This window comes from Micromonospora sp. NPDC051924 (assembly GCF_055586005.1).
Genome location: NZ_JBVJJA010000001.1, coordinates 242,977 through 260,584, shown reverse-complemented (window position 1 = coordinate 260,584; position 17,608 = coordinate 242,977). Strand labels below are relative to the sequence as shown.

At 73.5% G+C, this 17,608-nt stretch carries 15 protein-coding genes; 5 read left to right on the top strand and 10 right to left on the bottom strand.

The annotated features are described in order from the left end of the window. Positions 1-135: 135 nt before the first annotated feature. From ACZ6S5_RS01305 to ACZ6S5_RS01270, 8 genes are all read right to left on the bottom strand, one after another. Entirely contained in the window at positions 136-273 is a 138-nt protein-coding gene (locus ACZ6S5_RS01305) for a hypothetical protein (RefSeq protein WP_199737156.1), read from the bottom strand. Between the two features lie 224 nt (positions 274-497). Next, positions 498-1,958: a dihydrolipoamide acetyltransferase family protein gene (locus tag ACZ6S5_RS01300; RefSeq protein WP_465996539.1), complete on the bottom strand. Its 1,461-nt coding sequence runs from the start codon at positions 1,956-1,958 to the stop codon at positions 498-500. Positions 1,959-1,963: 5 nt separating this feature from the next. Continuing rightward, entirely contained in the window at positions 1,964-2,953 is a 990-nt protein-coding gene (locus tag ACZ6S5_RS01295; RefSeq protein WP_465996492.1) for an alpha-ketoacid dehydrogenase subunit beta, read from the bottom strand. Continuing rightward, the gene (gene pdhA / locus ACZ6S5_RS01290) at positions 2,953-4,131 is read right to left on the bottom strand and encodes a pyruvate dehydrogenase (acetyl-transferring) E1 component subunit alpha (RefSeq protein ID WP_465996490.1); all 1,179 of its coding nucleotides are present in this window, start codon (positions 4,129-4,131) and stop codon (positions 2,953-2,955) included. The genes ACZ6S5_RS01295 and pdhA overlap by 1 nt, the downstream gene beginning before the upstream one ends. A gap of 629 nt (positions 4,132-4,760) precedes the next feature. After that, complete coding sequence (locus ACZ6S5_RS01285; protein WP_465996488.1) at positions 4,761-5,543, bottom strand: hypothetical protein; 783 nt, start codon at positions 5,541-5,543, stop codon at positions 4,761-4,763. A gap of 141 nt (positions 5,544-5,684) precedes the next feature. Then, on the bottom strand, positions 5,685-6,911 hold the full coding sequence (locus ACZ6S5_RS01280; protein ID WP_465996486.1) for a hypothetical protein: 1,227 nt from the start codon (positions 6,909-6,911) through the stop codon (positions 5,685-5,687). A 38-nt stretch (positions 6,912-6,949) separates the two neighbouring features. Beyond that, positions 6,950-8,608: a GTPase gene (locus tag ACZ6S5_RS01275; protein ID WP_465996537.1), complete on the bottom strand. Its 1,659-nt coding sequence runs from the start codon at positions 8,606-8,608 to the stop codon at positions 6,950-6,952. Positions 8,609-8,625: 17 nt separating this feature from the next. Beyond that, a complete protein-coding gene (locus ACZ6S5_RS01270) occupies positions 8,626-10,464 on the bottom strand; it encodes an ABC transporter (protein WP_465996485.1) in 1,839 nt (612 codons plus the stop codon). Positions 10,465-10,672: 208 nt separating this feature from the next. Between ACZ6S5_RS01270 and dnaK the strand changes: the two genes are divergently transcribed. From dnaK to ACZ6S5_RS01245, 5 genes are all read left to right on the top strand, one after another. Continuing rightward, complete coding sequence (dnaK, locus tag ACZ6S5_RS01265) at positions 10,673-12,526, top strand: molecular chaperone DnaK (RefSeq protein WP_465996483.1); 1,854 nt, start codon at positions 10,673-10,675, stop codon at positions 12,524-12,526. Between the two features lie 48 nt (positions 12,527-12,574). Next, a complete protein-coding gene (gene grpE, locus ACZ6S5_RS01260; protein WP_465996481.1) occupies positions 12,575-13,342 on the top strand; it encodes a nucleotide exchange factor GrpE in 768 nt (255 codons plus the stop codon). A gap of 79 nt (positions 13,343-13,421) precedes the next feature. Further along, on the top strand, positions 13,422-14,609 hold the full coding sequence (dnaJ, locus tag ACZ6S5_RS01255; RefSeq protein WP_465996479.1) for a molecular chaperone DnaJ: 1,188 nt from the start codon (positions 13,422-13,424) through the stop codon (positions 14,607-14,609). A 32-nt stretch (positions 14,610-14,641) separates the two neighbouring features. Beyond that, the gene (locus ACZ6S5_RS01250) at positions 14,642-15,082 is read left to right on the top strand and encodes a heat shock protein transcriptional repressor HspR (RefSeq protein ID WP_465996477.1); all 441 of its coding nucleotides are present in this window, start codon (positions 14,642-14,644) and stop codon (positions 15,080-15,082) included. 331 nt (positions 15,083-15,413) lie between these two features. Beyond that, entirely contained in the window at positions 15,414-15,620 is a 207-nt protein-coding gene (locus tag ACZ6S5_RS01245) for a hypothetical protein (RefSeq protein WP_465996476.1), read from the top strand. A gap of 175 nt (positions 15,621-15,795) precedes the next feature. Here the strand turns inward: ACZ6S5_RS01245 and ACZ6S5_RS01240 are convergent, their stop codons facing one another. Then, positions 15,796-16,224 carry a hypothetical protein gene (locus ACZ6S5_RS01240; protein ID WP_465996474.1) on the bottom strand — a complete coding sequence of 143 codons (429 nt, stop codon included), beginning with the start codon at positions 16,222-16,224 and terminating at the stop codon, positions 15,796-15,798. A gap of 170 nt (positions 16,225-16,394) precedes the next feature. Beyond that, a complete protein-coding gene (locus ACZ6S5_RS01235; protein WP_465996472.1) occupies positions 16,395-17,603 on the bottom strand; it encodes a cation:proton antiporter in 1,209 nt (402 codons plus the stop codon). Positions 17,604-17,608 lie beyond the last annotated feature (5 nt).

Below are 17,608 nucleotides of genomic sequence, written 5' to 3'. Positions count from 1 at the left end.
GTGGCGACCGAGCCCCACCGTACCGGGCGGTGCGGCGAGGTGGAATCCCGGTGTCAATCGACGTGGAACGCCGAAGACCCGCCCGGTGACCGGGCGGGTCTTCGAACTGGAGGAGGTGAGGAAAGTCGGAGGGCGTCAGCTCATGTGACGCTGGGCGATGGCGAGAAGCTCCTCGCGGACCGCGGGCGAGTTGGCGGAACGCAGGGCGTGCTCGATGGCGCGGGCCCGGCGGTTGGCGTCGCGGCGGCTGCGGATTCGCTCGATCATGCTCATCTTGGGTCTCTCCTCCTGGCTATTCGGTTGTCGGCCCCTTGATGTCTCTATTGAACCGTAGAACGCGGCCAACTTCCATCGATTATTAGGTGAGCTGAACCACGCACCTAAGGATCGTAGGTCAAGAGCCGTGTAGCGCCGAAGATTTCGTCCACCAACGGCAACGGCCGGTGTGCCGGGTGTTCACCCGATGCACACCAGCCGTCGCCGGAGCGGTGGGACCGTCAGGTCCAGGCGAGCAGCGCCGCCTCCGGATCGGCGAGGAACTCGCCGACGTCGCGCAGGAACTTCGAGCCCAGCTCGCCGTCGATGATCCGGTGGTCGAAGGAGAGGCCCAGGGTGGTGACCAGGCGCGGCTTGACCTTGCCCTTGTGCACCCACGGCATCTCCCGGACCGCGCCGAAGGCGAGGATCGCCGACTCGCCCGGGGGCAGGATCGGCGTACCGGTGTCGACGCCGAAGACGCCGACGTTGGTGATGGTCAGCGTGCCGCCGGACATGTCCGCCGGCGAGGTCTTCCCCGCCTTGGCAGTCTGGACCAGCCCGGTCATCGCATCCGCCAGCTCGCGGAGCGAGAGCCGGCCGGCGTCCTTGATGTTCGGCACGATCAGGCCGCGCTCGGTGGCCGCCGCGATGCCCAGGTTGACGTACTCCTTGACCACGATCTCGTCGCCGGCCCAGGTCGAGTTGACCATCGGGTGACGCTTGACCGCGAGCAGCACCGCCTTGGCGACCAGCAGCAGCGGCGAGACGCGCACGTCCCGCCACTCGCGCCGCTCGCGGAGCCGGTCCAGGGCCTTGATCGCCCGGGTCACGTCGACGGTCAGGAACTCCGTGACGTGCGGCGCGGTGAACGCCGAGCGGGACATGTTCTCGGCGGTGAGCTTGCGTACCCCCTTGACCGGGATGCGCTGCTCACGGTCCGCGCCGAAGCTCGCGGCCGCCGTCGCCGCGGTCATGACCGTCAGCGGCTCGGCCGCCGCCGGGGTCCCGCTCGCCGCCTGCTGTACGTCCTCCCGGGTGATCGAGCCCAGCGGGCCCGAGCCGGTCAGCGTGGCGAGGTCGACGCCGAGATCCTTGGCGAGCTTGCGGACCGGCGGCTTGGCCAGCACCGGGCCACCGGCCCGGCCGTTGCCGTTCACCGCCGGCGCGGGCGACACCGGCGCGACCGGCGCCGGAGCCGGCGCGGCCTGGGCCGGCGCGGCCGTGGCCTGAGCCGGCGCTCCCGCCTTGCGCGGGCGCCGCTTGGCCGCGGTGGTCCGCGGGCCGTAGCCGACCAGCACGGCGGTACGCCCGCCCGGGGCGGCTCCGCCGATCAGGCCCGGCTCGACCATGCCCTCCTCGGGCGCGATCTCGACGGCGGCCAGCGAGGCGGCCGACGGGGTGGGCAGGTCCGCTGCCGGCGCGCCGGTCGTCGACTCCTCGATCGGGCCAGCGCCCGGGTCGGTGTCGATCGCGATGATCGGGGTGCCCACCTCGACGGTGGACCCCTCCGGGTGGAAGATCGCCTGCACCTGGCCGGCCCACTTCGCCGGGATCTCGACCGCCGCCTTGGCGGTCTCCACCTCGACGATCGGCTGGTTCAGCTCGATGACGTCGCCCACCTTGACCAGCCAGGCGAGGATCTCGCCCTCGGTCAGGCCCTCACCCAGGTCGGGGAGGTTGAACTCCTTGATCCGCGACATGCCGCTCACCAGCCGAAGGTGCGGTCGACGGCGTCGAGCACCCGGTCGAGGTCGGGCAGGTACTCCTCCTCCACCCGGGCGGCCGGGTAGGGGGTGTCGAAGCCGGTGACCCGCAGCACCGGGGACTCCAGGGAGTAGAAGCACTCCTCGGTGATCCGGGCCGCGATCTCCGACCCGAGGCCCAGGTTGCCCGGGGCCTCGTGGACGACCACGCAGCGGCCGGTGCGCCGCACCGACTCGTACGCGGCGGTCAGGTCCAGCGGGGAGAGCGTACGCAGGTCGATGACCTCCAGCTCCCGGCCGTCCTCGGCGGCGGCGGTGGCCGCGTCCAGCGCGGTGCGCACCATCGGGCCGTACGCCAGCACGGTGGCGTCGGTGCCCGGCCGGGCGACCCGGGCGGCGTGCAGCGGGTACGCGTCGGCGAGCGGGGCGTCCAGTTCGACCGGGCCCTTCTCCCAGTAGCGCCGCTTCGGCTCCAGGAACACGATCGGGTCGTCCGAGGCGATCGCCTGCTGGATCATGGTGTACGCGTCCTGCGGGTTCGCGCAGGTCACCACCTTGAGGCCGGCAGTGTGCGCGAAGTATGCCTCGGGCGACTCGGAGTGGTGCTCGACCGCACCGATGCCGCCGCCGTACGGGATCCGGATGACCATGGGGATCCGGACCTTGCCCTGCGAGCGGTAGTGCATCTTCGCCACCTGCGACACGATCTGGTCGTACGCCGGGTAGACGAAGCCGTCGAACTGGATCTCGCAGACCGGCCGGAAGCCACGGATGGCCAGGCCGACCGCGGTGCCGATGATGCCGGACTCGGCGAGCGGGGTGTCGATCACCCGCTGGTCGCCGAAGTCCTTCTGCAGGCCGTCGGTGATCCGGAAGACGCCGCCGAGCTTGCCGACGTCCTCGCCCATGATGACGACCTTCGGGTCGTTCTCCAGGGCCTTGCGCAGACCGGTGTTGAGGGCCTTGCCGAGGGTGAGCGTCTCCGTGGCCATCAGTGGGCGCTCCCCTCGAACGACTCCATGTACTTGCTGAACTGGGCCCGCTGCTCGTCGAGCTCGGGCGACCCGTTGGGGTAGACGTGGTCGAACATGGTCACCGGCTCCGGGTTGGGCATGGCGAGCACCCGCTCGCGCAGGTGCACCGACTCGGTCCGGGCCTGCTCGTCGACCTCGGTGAAGAACGACTCGTCGGCGATCTGCTGCTTGGTCAGGAACGCCTTCATCCGGGCGATCGGGTCCTTGGCCTGCCAGGCCTCGACCTCGCTGGCGATCCGGTAGCGGGTCGGGTCGTCGGAGGTGGTGTGCGCCCCCATCCGGTAGGTGTAGGCCTCGATCAGGCTCGGGCCCTGGCCGTGCCGCGCGTTGTCCAGCGCGTGCCGGGTCACCGCGTACGACGCGAGCACGTCGTTGCCGTCCACCCGGACGCCGGGGAAGCCGAAGCCGCCCGCCCGCCGGTACAGCGGGACGCGGGTCTGCCGCTCCAGCGGCTCGGAGATGGCGTACTGGTTGTTCTGGCAGAAGAAGACCAGGGGGGCGTTGAAGACGCTGGCCCAGACGAAGGACTCGTTGACGTCGCCCTGGCTGGTGGCGCCGTCGCCGAAGTAGGCGATCACCGCCTCGCCCTCGTCGCCGCCGGTCTTGCCGTCCATCGCGACGCCCATGGCGTACCCGGTCGCGTGCAGGGTCTGCGCCCCGATGACGATCGTGTACATGTTGAACTTGAACTCGTTCGGGTCCCAGCCGCCCTGGTCGACGCCGCGGAACAGGCCCAGCGGCATGATCGGGTCGATGCCCCGGCAGTAGAGGACGCCGTGCTCCCGGTAGGTCGGGAAGGCCATGTCCTGCGCGCGCAGCGCCCGGCCGGAGCCGACCTGTGCCGCCTCCTGGCCCAGCAGGCTGGCCCAGAGGCCCAGCTCGCCCTGCCGCTGGAGCGCCGTGGCCTCGGCGTCGAGCTTGCGGACCAGCACGAGGTCGCGGTAGAGCCCGCGGTACTCCTCGTCGGTGAAGTCCACCCGGTACTCGGTCCCGTCCGGGCCGAGCGCGCTCTCGATCCGCTCGCCCTCCGGCGTGAGCAGCTGTACGAGCTCCGGCTCGTCGGCCGCGGCGGCGCGCTTGGAACGGGGTGCGGCCCGCCTGCTGCGGGCGGCGGCCCCGGGGTCGCCCTTTGCCATCCGTCTCTCCCTGTCTGGTCTGCGCCGGCGCCGGGGGGTGACCCGTGCCGCGCACATCGTGCGCCCGATCCGGCTGGTGCCGGGTCGGTCCCTGGCGGCCGCGCCTAGCCCCGGTGAGGGTTGCCGCGCGGCGTGAGCCGGGGTCCGTGGTGAACCCGGCCCGGGAGCGCCGGCGCCGTTCCGCACCAGCCGCGGGGTGCGCGGAGGTGGCGGCTGCGTTGCCGTCGTGCCTGAATGATTGCAGAGGAGGTGAGCGGGCCCACAGTATGGCCTCCCCTGCCCGTGACGTTCGGTCGGGTTCGCGACGGATGAACGTTTTGTCGCCTCGGCCTCCACTGGACCGACGGACAAATTGTGTGTCGACACGCTGTGGTGCCTGGTGAACTGAGCGTGACTGGTCCAAGCTGACGGATAGTCCCGATGAGTCTTTAACGGCCTTTGCCCGTTTCGACGTTGGCACCTTCCGTCGGGTCTGTCCCGTATCGACGTACGAGGAGTGTGCCGGTGTCCGAGCCAGCAGAGGGTCCGGGTACGCCCTTCCTCGGTCGCCACCGCGGGGTCCCCGGGGCCGCCTACCGCCGGGTGGTGGGGGCGCACCGGGCGCCCGGCACCAGCGGACCCAGCCGAGGTTACCTGTTCACCGTCGCGCTGCTCGCCGGCACCGCGTCCATGCCGATCCTCGCGGCGATCAGCGCCGGCTCGGCCACCGTCGGCAACAGCGCCCTGCCGGACAGCGGCACTCCGTTCATCCCGACCCCCTCGGTCGGGCCGGTGGTGGTCCCCCTGCCCAGCGGGAGCCAGCCCGCGGTCGGACCCACCCGCACGCCCGCGGCCGGCCCTGCCGCGACCAGCCTGCCCGTGGCCGAGCCGCCGCCGGTGCCGGCCGCCCCCGCCCTGCCGGACGACTCCGATCTCGGCTCCGGGTGGCGGCCCCGGACGCCCGTACCGCCACCGCCGCCCGCCCCCGGGCCCACCCGGATCCCGCCGTTACCGTCGCCGATCCCCTCGCCGTCGGCCTCCGCGTCGGCGACGCCGGGCCCGACACCCACGGCCGAGCCGACCAGCACGTTCTCCGGTCCCGCCGGCGACCCGTCGGCCACCGCGAGTCCGTCGGCCGGCCCGAGCGCGGAGCCCGGCCCCAGCGGTTCGCCCGACGGCTCCCCGCCGCCGACCAGCGCGCCCCCGACGGGGTCGCCCACGCCGGCCCCCAGCCCCACGGCGGACCCGCGGCCCAGCCCGCCGCGCCCGAGCCATCGGCCGGTCACGCCGCGTCCGCGCGCCGGCCACGGCACCCCGCGGCCCGCGCCCGCCCCGGCGCCGCGTACCCGACCGCCGGCCACCCCACCGGTGGCGCCCAGCCCGTCCCCGCAGCCCGCGCCGGTCCCCACCGTGCCGGCAGCGCCCCCGGCCACGGACCCTCGGGCATGAGTGGCGTGTCGGACCGGTGGCGGTCGCCCGTCGCCTCCAGGTGACGGGGTGGCACGGTCAGGGTGGGCCCGGTCGGCGAGCCCGACCGGGCGGGCGCCCGCCGGTGCCGAAGGGCCCCGGCCCGGTCAGGCCGGGTCGTCGGTGAGGCGGTGCCGGTTGGCCTCGATCCAGGCGTCCAGGGCGACCGGATCGTCCGGGTCCACGCCGTCCGCCATCAGCTGGGCGACCGCCGCCGTGGCCGGGCTGCGCCGCTCGCCGGTGCTGTAGAGCCTGGCGAACTCGGGGACCATCTCCTCGATCGCCTCGTCGGTCCGGCGGATCGCCGCGGCCGGCAGTCCCCGCTGGCGGGCCGCGTACGCCGCCCAGCCGCGCAGCACCCTCGGCAGCATCGCCGCGTCGTCCATGTCCAGCACGGCCCGGCGGTGCACCCAGTCCAGCAGGAACAGCTCGGCGACCGTCGGGCTCCACCGCATCGGGTCGGCGTCGGGGAAGCTGGCCGCGTGGTCCAGCAGCAGGCCCAGGCAGAAGTGCAGCGAGGACAGCTCGGCGTCGGGCACCGCGTCCAGCCCCAGCCGGGCCGCCTCGGGCGAACCGAGGAAGCCCCGGACCAGCCGGGTCCGCTCCTCGTCGGTGGCCGGCGTGGCCTCCTCCGCGCCCGGTACGCCCGGCTGCCCCGGCAGCACCGCCAGCCGCGCGCCGACCAGCACCCGGTCGGTGGCCAGCGAGCCCTGCGCGGGTAGCTCGCCGAGCTGGTCGGTGATCGCCAGGTGACGGCTCACCTCCGCGTGCATCCGGGCCGGATCCTCGGTACGGAACCAGGTGAACTCGTCCTCGGTGCAGATCTCCCGGGCCTGCTCGACGATCCGCCCGGCGGGGCCGCCGACGAAGACGTCCTTGGTGATCCCGATGTTGTGGTCGACCAGCGCGACAAGGGCGTGCTCCGGCCCACCCTCGGCGTCGTCGTCGTACGCGAAGGTGGCCAGGTAGGAGGTCTGGTCGCCGTAGACGTCCCCGTACGCCCAGGTGCCGGTGAGGCGCACCCGGCCGAGCTGCGCGGCCCAGGCCGGGGCGTACGCGCCGGGGCGGACCCGGGCGGCACCCTCGGCGTCCGGCACCAGGGTGGCGAAGACGGCGCGGATGGTGGTCGCGGCGGCGCTGCGCCGCCGCGCGGTGGCGGCGAGGAACCCGGTCACGAATTGCCGGACGGCGGTCTCCCGGTCGGTCTCCGCGACGGCGTAGACGCTGCCCAGCAGGGCGGCGCCGAGCATCTCCGCGTCGAGGGCGGAGTCGAGCCTCGTCACGTCGCGGGCGGCGTGCAGCACCGCCTCGTAGGGGGTCTGTGGCGTGGCCATGCACCGACCCTACGCCTGCCGGCCGGCCGCGACACAGGTCAGCGCCGGGCGGCCTCGCGCAGCGCCTCCCGGGCCTCGGCGTAGCGGGCCAGCACCGTCCAGGCCGGGTTCAGCACGTACTTCTCACCCACGCTGCCCACCGAGGTGAGCAGCCGCTCCTCGGCCCGCCGCCGGGCGCGCCGGGCGGCCCACCGGATCACCGGCCGGGTCAGCGCGGCCACCAGCAGCCCGGCCAGCAGGCCGCCGAGCAGCAGCACGGTCGGCCAGGGCACCTCGCCGAGCTTCGGGTAGTCCAGGGCCGGCAGGCCGAGCGCGCGCAGCGCGTAGCCGAACGCCAGCCAGCCCAGCCCGGCCACGGCGGCCAGGGTGACCAGCCACTGCAGGGCACCCACCACCCGCCACCAGGCCGGCCGGCTCGTCATGCCCAGGTCGGTGGCGGCGACCGCGTGGTCCAGTGCGTCCGGCAGGTCGGCCAGCCGGGACCGGGCGGCGCCGGTCACCGTGGCCGGCCAGGGCGCCGGGAGGTCGGCGGCGGCGCGATCGGCCACCGCGCGGATGGCCAGGTTGAGCGCGGAGCGCTGCGCGGCGGTCGGATCGGGTACGGAGGTCGCCGCGACCAGGCTCTCCGCCGGCGCGTCCGGATCCCCGCCGGGCAGGTGCAACCGGCGCAGCGGGTCCGGCCGCAGCTTGCGCCAGCCCCGGACCAGCGGCCAGCCGGTCGCGCCCCCGGCCCGGTGCCGATACGCCGCCTCGACCGCCTCGGCCACGGTCGGCACCCCGGCCGCCCCGGCGAGGGCCGAGGTGAGCTCCCGCGCCGACGCGTCGCCCGGTCCGCTACGCGGCGGCTCCGCAGCGACCAGCGGCGCGAGCTCGTCCACCACGATGTCCACGTCCCCCGCCAGCCGGCGCAGCGCGGCCTCCCGCTCGGCGACCGTGCGCTCGAGCACGGCACGGAGGCCGTCCAGCCCGGCCGGGTCCACCGCCACCGTCGGCAGCAGCGGCACCCCGTCCAGCCCGTCGGCGTCGAGCAGCCGGCGCAGGTCGCCGAGGACCTTGGGCAGCTCGGCCGGGGGCAGCCGATCGGCCTGGTTGAGCACCACCACCGTGACGTCCTTGTGCCGGTGGAACTCGCGCAGGTAGCTGGTGTGGATCACGCGGTCGGCGTACTTCTGCGGGTCGACCACCCAGACCACCAGGTCGACCAGGCCGAGCAGCCGGTCCACCTCCAGCCGGTGGGTCCGCTGCACCGAGTCGAAGTCGGGCAGGTCCAGCAGGACCAGGCCGTGCAGGTCGGTCTCGTCTTCGGCGTCGAGGGCGCTCTCCCGCACGAACCGGTGCCGGGGCAGCACCCCGATCCAGTCCAGCAGCCGGGATGCGCCGTCCGGCGGCCCCCAGACGCAGGCGTGCGCCACCCCGGTGGTGGGCCGGCGCACCCCGACCGGCGACAGGTCCAGCCGGGCGAGGGCGTTGAACAGGCTCGACTTGCCGCTGCCGGTCGCCCCGGCCAGGGCCACCACGGTGTGGTGCCCGGAGAGGGCGAGCCGGGTCCCGGCCCGCTCGACCACGGTGTGCGCGGGGACCAGCTGGGTGTCCGGCACCAGGCCGTCCGCGGCGCCGAGGAAGCGTTGGACCGCCTGGAGGCGGGCGATCAGGGCGTCCGGATCCACCCGCTGGTCGCCCCGGAACGCCTCGCGCATCCGGCCGACGATGTTGCTCACCGGCCACCGTCCTGCTCGGCGGCGGGCAGCGTCGGCCCGTCCCCGCCGGCCAGGCCGCTGCGGTGCCGGGCCTTCTCCACCTCGACGGCGGCCCGACGCAGCGCCTCGCCGGTCTCGGCGGCCGGGCGGGCGGCGCCGGTCCGGGCGAGGAACCGGTCGGCCTCCTCGGCCAGCAGTGTGTTCACCCGGTCGAGCAGGTCCGCCCGGGCCGCGTTGGCCAGGTTCCGTACCGCCTGGTCGCCGAAGATCGCCTGGAGCACCGCCTGGGCCGCGACCGTGGTGCCGGCGCCGGTGGCGACCTCCAACCCGGTCGGGATGAAGGCGGTGGAGGCGAAGACCGCGATCATGACGGCCAGCCCGGTCGCGTTGACCGCGTACGCGGCGGTGCGGGCCACGAAGCGGCGGTCGCCGCCCTCGGCCCGGACCAGCTCCAGCACCCCGCGCTGCCAGTCGCGGACCAGCCGTTCGGCGCGGTCGCCGAAATCTTCCGGGGCGTGGGCGAACTCCGGTTCGAGCAGCGCCGCCCCGGCCGGGTGCGCCTTCCAGCCGGTGTACGCGTTCTCCGCCGCCTCGGTGGCCACCCCGCGCAGCAGCGTGACGAGCTGGGACTCGATCGCCGTACGCAGCTCGGCGGCGGGGGCGGGACGGCCGGTGACCGCGGCGACCAACCGGTCCCGCAGCCGACCGATCCGGGCCTCCAGGGTGCGGAAGAACTCGCCGGTGCCGACGAACTCCTGCCAGCGGGCCAGCACCTCGCCGCGGAGCAGCCGGCCGTCCCTGAGCCCCTGGTCGACCGTCCGCTCCGCCCCCCGGTACGCCGCCCGGACCCGCTCGTCCAGCCCGTCGGCGGCGGCCACCTGCTCGTCGGCGGCGTCGGCGAGCGCGTCCACGGTGGGGTGCAGGGCGGCGATCGCGCCGTCCAGGGTCTGCCGGACCACGGCCGAGCGGGCCTCGGCGTCCGCCGCGAGTCGGGCGAACCAGGCGCTCAACGGTGCGGTGACCTTGTCGGCGAGCAGCCCCTGCCCGTCGACCCAGGTCTCCGGCAGGACGAAGAGCGGCGCGGCGCCCAGGTCCTGCGCGGCGAGCATCTCCGACAGGTGGGCGGCGATCTCGTCGGCCGCCTCCGGGGGGACCCGGTCGAGGACCATGGCGATCGCCGTGCCCCGGGCCCGGGCGCTGCGCAGCAGCTCCCAGGGGACGGCGTCGGCGTACCGGGCGGCGGTGGTGACGAAGAGCCAGAGGTCGGCCGCGGCCAGCAGTTGCCCGGCGAGCGCCCGGTTGGCGTCGACCACCGAGTCGATGTCGGGCGCGTCGAGGAAGGCCAGTCCGGCCGGGAGCGCCGGGGCGGTGACCAGGTGCAGGGTGCCGGGCTGGTCGCTCGGCTCGTTGGTGCGGGTGAGGCCGGGCAGCAGCTCGCCCTGCCGGAACCAGGCCGAGTCGGCGGGGTTGCAGACCAGGACCGGGGAGCGGGTGGTCGGGCGAAGCACCCCGGCGGCGCTCACCCGGGCCTGGACCAGGCTGTTGACCAGCGTCGACTTGCCGGCGCCGGTGGACCCGCCGACGACCACCAGCAGCGGGGCGTCGAGCCGGGCGAGCCGGGGCAGCAGGTAGTCGTCGAGCTGGTCGGTGAGACCGGCGGCGGTCCGCCGGGCCGGCTCGGCGGAGGGCAGGGCCAGCGGGAAACGGGCCGCCCCGATCGCGGCCCGCAGGCCGGCGAGCGCGGCGGGCAGACCTTCCGCGCTGGTGGCGGGCAGGTCGTCCCGGCTGGCGGGTCCGGTGCGGGCTGCGACGGCGGGCGCGCCGGAACGGGTGGCGGGATCGCCATGCGTCGTCACCGCTAAAGCGTGCCCGACCGACGCAAGGTAAGACAACCGGACGGTAATAACGGTCAGGTTGCGTCGGGTCGACTCAACCTCGACTTGCGGTTTGCCGGCGGCATGGCACTATTGAGTCAAGTTCACTCAACTTGTGGTGCGGTCGCTGCGGGCGACCCGCCGGGCAGGCCCGTTGACCTGCTCACCGTTACGAAGCGAGGAAGCGAACATGGCACGTGCGGTCGGCATCGACCTCGGCACGACGAACTCCTGCGTCAGCGTTCTCGAGGGCGGTGAGCCCACCGTCATCGCCAACGCGGAGGGCTCGCGGACGACCCCCTCGATCGTCGCGTTCGCCCGCAACGGCGAGGTGCTCGTCGGTGAGGTCGCCAAGCGCCAGGCGGTGACCAACCCCGACCGGACCATCCGCTCGGTCAAGCGGGAGATCGGCACCAACTGGACCGTCGACATCGACGGCAAGAAGTACACCCCGCAGGAGATCTCGGCCCGCACGCTGATGAAGCTCAAGCGGGACGCCGAGGCGTACCTGGGCGAGCAGATCACCGACGCGGTGATCACCGTCCCCGCCTACTTCAACGACGGCCAGCGTCAGGCCACCAAGGAAGCCGGTGAGATCGCCGGCTTCAACGTGCTGCGGATCGTCAACGAGCCGACCGCGGCCGCCCTGGCGTACGGCCTCGACAAGGGCTCCAAGGAGCAGACCGTCCTGGTCTTCGACCTGGGTGGCGGCACCTTCGACGTCTCCCTGCTGGAGCTGGCCGAGGGCGTCATCGAGGTCAAGTCCACCAGCGGTGACAACCACCTCGGTGGCGACGACTGGGACCAGCGGATCATCGACCACCTGGTGAAGACCTTCCGCGGCGAGCACGGCATCGACCTGTCCCAGGACAAGATGGCCATGCAGCGGCTCAAGGAGGCGGCCGAGAAGGCCAAGATCGAGCTGTCCGCCGCCACCACCACCAACATCAACCTGCCGTACATCACCGCCGGTTCGGCCGGCCCGCTGCACCTCGACGTGACCCTGAGCCGCGCCGAGTTCCAGCGCATGACGCAGGACCTGCTGGACCGCTGCAAGGGCCCGTTCGAGCAGGCCGTGAAGGACGCCGGGATCAAGGTCTCGGACGTCGACCACGTCATCCTGGTCGGCGGCTCGACCCGGATGCCGGCCGTGACCGACCTGGTCAAGCAGCTCACCGGCCGCGACCCGAACAAGGGCGTCAACCCGGACGAGGTCGTCGCCGTCGGCGCCGCCCTCCAGGCCGGTGTGCTCAAGGGCGAGGTCAAGGACGTCCTGCTGCTCGACGTGACCCCGCTGAGCCTGGGCATCGAGACCAAGGGCGGCATCTTCACCAAGCTCATCGAGCGCAACACCACCATCCCGACCAAGCGCTCCGAGGTCTTCACCACGGCGGACGACAACCAGCCGTCGGTGCTGATCCAGGTGTTCCAGGGCGAGCGGGAGATCGCGGCCTACAACAAGAAGCTCGGCACCTTCGAGCTGACCGGCCTCCCGCCGGCGCCGCGCGGCGTGCCGCAGATCGAGGTCACCTTCGACATCGACGCCAACGGCATCGTCAACGTGCACGCCAAGGACCTGGGCACCGGCAAGGAGCAGAAGATGACGATCACCGGCGGCTCCTCGCTGCCGAAGGACGACATCGAGCGGATGCGCCGGGACGCCGAGGAGCACGCGGACGAGGACAAGCGCCGCCGCGACGAGGCGGAGACCCGCAACGTCGCCGAGGCGCTCCAGTGGCAGACCGAGAAGTTCCTCGCCGAGAGCGGCGACAAGCTGCCCAGCGAGAACCGCGACCAGCTCAACGAGGCCCTCGGCGAGCTGCGCAGCGCCCTCGGCGGCCAGGACATCGACAAGATCAAGGCCGCCCACGAGAAGCTGGCGCAGGTCTCCCAGCAGGCCGGTTCGCTGCTCTACTCGCAGCAGCAGGGCGAGCCGGGTGCGCCGGGCGCGGCCGGGCCGGGCGCGGGTGCGACCGGTGGCCCGCAGGCCGGCGGTGGCGACGACGTGGTCGACGCGGAGATCGTGGACGAGGACAAGAAGTGATCTTTCGTCCCGGACACGTTCTCGACCGCAGAGGGATGAGGTAGCCGCATGACGGAGAAGCCACGAGCCGCCGGCCCGAAGGCCACCGGGTCGGCGCCGGGTGGCTCCGCGGCCGCCGGGCAGGGTGCCGGCGACGAGCCGCGGGTCGTCATCCGTGACAAGCGCAAGATCGGCAAGTCGACCGAGAAGGCGTCGGCCGAGGCCGCCGCGGCGGACGCCGCCGCGGCGGACGCCGCGGCCGACGCCCCGGCCGAGGGGCTGGTCGAGGAGGCCGAGGTCGTGGTCGACGAGATCGAGGTCGAGGCCCCGGTCTCCGGCCCGCCCGTGGTCGACGCGCCCGCCGAGCCGAGCGAGGAGGCCGCCCCGGCGGCCGTGCCGGCCGGACCCGAGCTGGACGTGCTCCGGGCCGAGCTGGACGAGCGGACCCGGGACCTCCAGCGGGTGTCGGCGGAGTACGCCAACTACCGCAAGCGGGTCGACCGGGACCGCAACCTGGTCCAGGAGCAGGCGACCGGCGCGGTGCTGACCGCGCTGCTGCCGATCCTCGACGACCTGGACCGGGCCCGGGAACACGGCGACCTGGTGGGGCCGTTCGGCAGTGTCGCCGAGCAGCTCACCACCGCGCTGGGCAAGTTCGGCCTGACCCCGTTCGGCGAGCAGGGCGACCCGTTCGATCCGACCCAGCACGAGGCGGTGGCGCACCAGACCTCCGCCGACGTGACCGAGCCGACCTGCGTGCAGGTCATGCGTCGGGGTTACCAACTCGGCGAACGGCTGCTGCGGCCCGCCCTGGTCGCGGTCGCCGACCCGGAGTAGTGCCGACCCGTGACGTCCCGCCCGCCCCCACCGGGCGGGCGGGACGACCGGGGTACGTCCCGTGGAAGGGGGTGGACCGGTGAGTTCCAAGGACTGGATCGAGAAGGACTACTACGCCGTGCTGGGCGTGGAGAAGTCCGCCTCCTCGGACGAGATCAAGAAGTCGTACCGGAAGCTGGCTCGGGAGTCGCACCCGGACCACAACCCCGGTGATCCGAAGGCCGAGGAGCGGTTCAAGGCCGTCTCCGAGGCGTACGCCGTGCTCGGCGACGAGAAGAAGCGCCGCGAGTACGACGAGATGCGGTCGCTCTTCGGCTCCGGCGCGTTCCGGCGCAACGCCCGTGGCGGCGGCCAGCCGGGCGGCATGCCGTTCGACGTGTCCGACCTGTTCGGCGGCGCGGCCGGCGGCGAGGCCCGGTTCGGCGGTGCCGGCGGTGGCCTGGGCGACCTGTTCAGCTCGCTCTTCACCGGCGGGGGCGCCGGTGGCGCGGCCCGCGCGCGGGGTCCCGCGAAGGGCCGGGACGTCGAGGCCGAGGTGGCGCTCGACTTCGAGGACGCGGTACGCGGAGTCACCCTCCCGCTGACGCTGCGCGCACCCGGGGTCTGCGACACCTGCCACGGCAACGGGGCGAAGCCCGGCACCTCGCCGGTGGCCTGCCCGGTCTGCCATGGCGCCGGGGTGACCACCCGCAATCAGGGGTCGTTCAGTTTCTCCGAGCCGTGCCGAAACTGCCAGGGCGTGGGCACGGTCGTCGAGGAAAAGTGCCCCGAGTGCCACGGCACCGGCGGGGTGACCAAGACCCGGACGCTGAACGTCCGCTTCCCCGCCGGGGTGGCCGACGGCCAGCGCATCCGGCTGGCCGGCCGGGGCGAACCGGGCGAACGGGGCGGCCCGGCGGGTGACCTGTTCGTCCACGTGAAGGTCCGCCCGGACGAGCTGTTCGGGCGCACCGGGGACGACCTGACCCTGACCGTGCCGATCACGTACGCGGAGGCGGTGCTCGGCACCGACGTGCGGGTGCCGACCCTGGACGGCACGGTGACCCTGCGGGTGCCACCGGGTACGCCGAGCGGTCGGGTCCTGCGGGCCCGGGGCAAGGGCGTCGTACGCAAGGACGGCCTGGCCGGTGACCTGCTGGTCACCCTCGACGTGGTGGTGCCGGCGAAGCTGTCGGACGAGGCTAAGGCGGCGCTCGAGGCGTTCGCGGAGCAGACCCCGCCGGCCGCGCGGGAACATCTCGATGCGCGGGTGCGTCGGTTCAGTTGACCCCGGTGGGAAGGCAGCGGAGGTGAGCGGGGATGTCGCAGGAGTTCGTCGGCTCGGGTGACCCTGCCTACGAGGCCAAGGTACTGATGATCTCGGTCGCGGCGCGGATGGCGGGCATGCACCCGCAGACCCTGCGCCAGTACGACCGGCTGGGCCTGGTCCAGGCCGGTCGGGCCGCCGGCGGTGGTCGCCGGTACAGCGTCCGGGACGTGGTGCTGCTCCGCGAGGTGCAGCGGCTCAGTCAGGACGACGGCATCAACCTGGCCGGGGTCAAGCGGATCATCGGACTGGAACGGCTGCTGGAGCAGGCCCAGCAGCGGGTGGCCCGGCTGGAGGCGGAACTGGACGCCGCGTACCGCCGGATCGCCGAGATGGAGTCGCTGGGCGGCTTCTCGCGCGGCGACCTCGTACCCACCAACCGCACCTCGACCGCGCTGGTCGTGTGGCGGCCCCGCCGCACTCCCGACCGCTGACCCCGCGCCCCCGCCGCCACATCGACGCAGGCCGGCGCGTGCCCACCCGGGCACGCGTCGGCCGTCGCCTTTTCCGCACCGGGCCTCCATCGGTCCGCCGCTCGTCGGCGCCCGTCGACCGGATCCGCCGTCCACGGGTCCACCGCCCGCTGGTTGGGCCGTCCGCCGGTCCGCCGCCGGCCACGGCAGCGAGCGTCCGCCGGCGGCCTGGCGAGGCCACGCCAGCCGGTCGGTGGTTCTCGGAAAGCGGGGCGCGGGAGGGGTGGAGTGCACTAGCCTGTTAATCAGGCCCAACCGGCTCAATCCGGACGCCGAACTGGCAGGGGGAGCCATGGCGGAATCGGCGAAAAAGGTGGCGCAGCAGGCGGAGGATCGGCTGGAGAAGGTGGCCGAGAACGTCCGCGAGCGGTTCAACCGGGTCACCGAGGGTGGCTTCACGGACAAGATCAAAGAAGGGCGCTTCGCCGACCAGGTGGACCACGGCATCGACCGGGCCAGAGCGGACGAGCGGCGCAAGAAGCAGGGCGGGTCGACCTGACGATCCGTCGACGTGCGGGCCGGGACCCACGGGGGGTCCCGGCCCGTTCGCCGTTCAAGGGCGGGCCGGGACGCGGTGATCCCGCGCGAGGGGGTCCCGGCCCGTTCGCCGTTCAAGGGCAGGCCGGGACGCGGTGATCCCGCGCGGGGGCCTCAGTCCCAGGGCGGGCCGGGTCCTAGAGCCGCCGGTTCTCCCGCACCAGGCCGCCTTCGCACCAGTCGCGGTAGACGAAGAGGTCCGGTCGGGCGAGCAGCACGCGGCTGTTGTGCGCCCAGTTGCGCATCAGTTCGTCGCCGGCCCGCTCGGCCTGCTCGACCAGCTTGCGGAAGCGGCGCTTCGGGTGGGCCCGGAAGTTCGTCCGGATGCCGTCGGCCGCGTAGATGTAGAGGCAGTGCAGCGCGAACCGGCGGGCCGGGCAGGCCGTGTCCATGGCCAACTCGAAGAGCGTCTGCACCAGGTGATCACCGGCGACGAGCAGGTCCCAGTCCGGCGGCATCGAGGTCAGCGGCACCGAGTCCGGCTGGTATGCCCACGCCCGTAGCTCCGCCGGCGACGGGTCGACGGGGTTCGCAAAGCCGTGGAACGTCTCTTCCTGCACGCTCACCGGCCAACCTTCCGCTTCCGCCTGCGGGGACACCGGCCACCCGCGGACCCTGGCTGCTGGGGCGACACGGTAACGCGGTCGCGCAGGTCAGCGGTAGACCTTCCCGGAATCAATTCGGCGACCGTTCGCCGGGCCGGGCCAACCGTACGGTCGACCCGACCCGGCGAAGGTCAATCCGCCACGCCCACCGGTACGGGTCGACGGGCGGCGCTGCGTCGGCGCAGCCAGCGCTTGAACCAGGGCATGTCGGGCAGGCGGGCCAGCATCGGCCCGGTCACCACGGTGATCAGCACGTACGCCGTGGCGAGCGCGGCCAGCTTCGGTTCGACCGGGTACGCGGCGGCGACCGCGAGCCCGGCGATCACGATGGAGAACTCGCCGCGCGGGGTGAGCGCGAAGCCGGCCCGCCAGCGACCCGGCTCGGCGATCCCGGCCCGGCGGGCGGCCAGCCAGCCGGTGAGCAGCTTCGTCGCCATGGTGACCACGGCCAGCAGCAGCGCCGGCAGCAGCACCGGCGGCATGTCCAGCGGATCAGTGACCAGCCCGAAGAAGACGAAGAACACCGCGGCGAAGAGGTCCCGCAGGGGCGAGAGCAGTTCGGTCGCGTGGTGTGCCACCGGACCGGAGAGGGCGATGCCGACCAGGAACGCGCCGACCGCGGCCGAGACCTGGAGCTTGGCCGCGATGCCGGCCACCAGCAGGGTCAGGCCGAGCACGCCGAGCAGCAGCGCCTCCGGGTCCTTCGCCGACAGCGCCGTGGAGATCAGGTGCCCGTACCGGATGGCGATGGCCAGCACGGCGACCACGGTGAGCACCGCGACGGCGAGCGCGATGCCGCCCTTGACCAGGCCGACCCCGGCGAGCAGCGCGGTGACCAGCGGCAGGTAGAGGGCCATCGCCAGGTCCTCGATGACCAGCACGGAGAGGATCACCGGGGTCTCCCGGTTACCGACCCGGCCGAGGTCGCCGAGCACCTTGGCGATCACGCCGGAGGAGGAGACCCAGGTGACGCCGGCGAGCACCACGGCGGCCACCCAGCCCCAGCCGAGCAGCAGGGCGAAGGCGAAGCCGGGCAGCGCGTTGAGCACCGCGTCGATCAGGCCGGCCGGGGCCGCCGAGCGGAGGTTGCCCACCAGTTCGTTGGCGCTGTACTCCAGGCCGAGCATGACCAGCAGCAGGATGACGCCGATCTCCGCGCCGACCGCGAAGAACTCCTCGCTGGCGTTCAGCGGCAGCAGGCCGCCGTGGCCGAAGGCGAGTCCGGCGAGCAGATAGAGGGGGATGGGCGAGACGCCGACGCGACGGCTGAGCCGGCCGAGCAGGCCGAGCAGGAGCAAAAGCGCGCCGACCTCGACGAGCAGAGTCGTGGTTTCGTGCATCCGCG

Excerpts from the sequence above, each read along its gene's own strand:
- dnaK (WP_465996483.1), top strand. The coding sequence starts at position 10,673 with ATGGCACGTGCGGTCGGCATCGACCTCGGCACGACGAACTCCTGCGTC.
- ACZ6S5_RS01275 (WP_465996537.1), bottom strand. The coding sequence starts at position 8,608 with ATGCGCGAGGCGTTCCGGGGCGACCAGCGGGTGGATCCGGACGCCCTG.
- ACZ6S5_RS01305 (WP_199737156.1), bottom strand. The coding sequence starts at position 273 with ATGAGCATGATCGAGCGAATCCGCAGCCGCCGCGACGCCAACCGCCGG.
- ACZ6S5_RS01295 (WP_465996492.1), bottom strand. The coding sequence starts at position 2,953 with ATGGCCACGGAGACGCTCACCCTCGGCAAGGCCCTCAACACCGGTCTG.
- ACZ6S5_RS01250 (WP_465996477.1), top strand. The coding sequence starts at position 14,642 with ATGTCGCAGGAGTTCGTCGGCTCGGGTGACCCTGCCTACGAGGCCAAG.
- ACZ6S5_RS01300 (WP_465996539.1), bottom strand. The coding sequence starts at position 1,958 with ATGTCGCGGATCAAGGAGTTCAACCTCCCCGACCTGGGTGAGGGCCTG.
- grpE (WP_465996481.1), top strand. The coding sequence starts at position 12,575 with ATGACGGAGAAGCCACGAGCCGCCGGCCCGAAGGCCACCGGGTCGGCG.
- ACZ6S5_RS01235 (WP_465996472.1), bottom strand. The coding sequence starts at position 17,603 with ATGCACGAAACCACGACTCTGCTCGTCGAGGTCGGCGCGCTTTTGCTC.
- ACZ6S5_RS01245 (WP_465996476.1), top strand. The coding sequence starts at position 15,414 with ATGGCGGAATCGGCGAAAAAGGTGGCGCAGCAGGCGGAGGATCGGCTG.
- ACZ6S5_RS01280 (WP_465996486.1), bottom strand. The coding sequence starts at position 6,911 with ATGGCCACGCCACAGACCCCCTACGAGGCGGTGCTGCACGCCGCCCGC.
- pdhA (WP_465996490.1), bottom strand. The coding sequence starts at position 4,131 with ATGGCAAAGGGCGACCCCGGGGCCGCCGCCCGCAGCAGGCGGGCCGCA.